The organism is Treponema sp. R6D11, from assembly GCF_054786075.1.
Genome location: NZ_BDHD01000623.1, coordinates 1 through 685 on the forward strand (window position 1 = coordinate 1; position 685 = coordinate 685).

The window sequence follows — 685 nt, forward strand, 5'->3', positions numbered from 1 at the left end:
TCGAATAAAAGTAGATTTGCCGCAGCCGGAAGGACCAATAAGGGCGGCTACGTCCTGTTCTTTAATAGAAAAAAAGATATTTTTTAGCGCTTGAAATTCGCCGTAATAAAGGTCAAGGTTTTTTACGTCAATTTTTAAATCGCTCATAGAGTTTCTCCAAGTTTTTTCCTAAAGTTATCGGTTAAAATTTTTGTTACGGAATTTATTACCACAACAAGAATTACCAGCACGGACGCGGTTGCAAACGCTATGCCAAAATCTTCGGGACGCACTGCTTCATTTGTTAAATAGTACAGGTGAATTGTCAATGTTCTGCCCGATTCAAAAATGGTACGAGGCATATTTTTGGTAAGACCGACAGTAAGCAATACAGGAGCGGATTCGCCTATTACTCTCCCGATTGCAAGAATTACCGAAGTTACAATCCCGGGAAGCGCTGACGGAAGCACCACATGGAAAATTGTCTGCAATTTTGTTGCGCCTAACGCAAGAGAGCCTTCCCGGAAAGAGCCGGGAATTGATTTTAAAGATTCTTCCGTAGTGCGGATAATAACTGGAAGTATCATTATGCTCAATGTAAAAGCGCCCGCTATTATTGATTGCCCAAACCCAAGTAGGCGGCAGAACATAAGAAGCCCGAAAAGTCCGTAGATAATCGAAGGAATTCCCGCAAGCGTTTCTATTG

Annotated in this window: 2 protein-coding genes; both read right to left on the bottom strand. The window is 41.9% G+C overall.

Annotation, left to right across the window (positions count from 1 at the left end; all coding sequences use genetic code 11):
• On the bottom strand, positions 1–147 hold a 147-nt coding region (locus ACYVTD_RS15110), incomplete at its 3' end, for an ATP-binding cassette domain-containing protein (protein ID WP_461248533.1).
• Positions 144–685 (bottom strand): phosphate ABC transporter permease PstA (gene pstA, locus ACYVTD_RS15115; protein WP_461248532.1); only part of this gene is annotated, 542 nt, incomplete at its 5' end. The genes ACYVTD_RS15110 and pstA, both read right to left, overlap by 4 nt.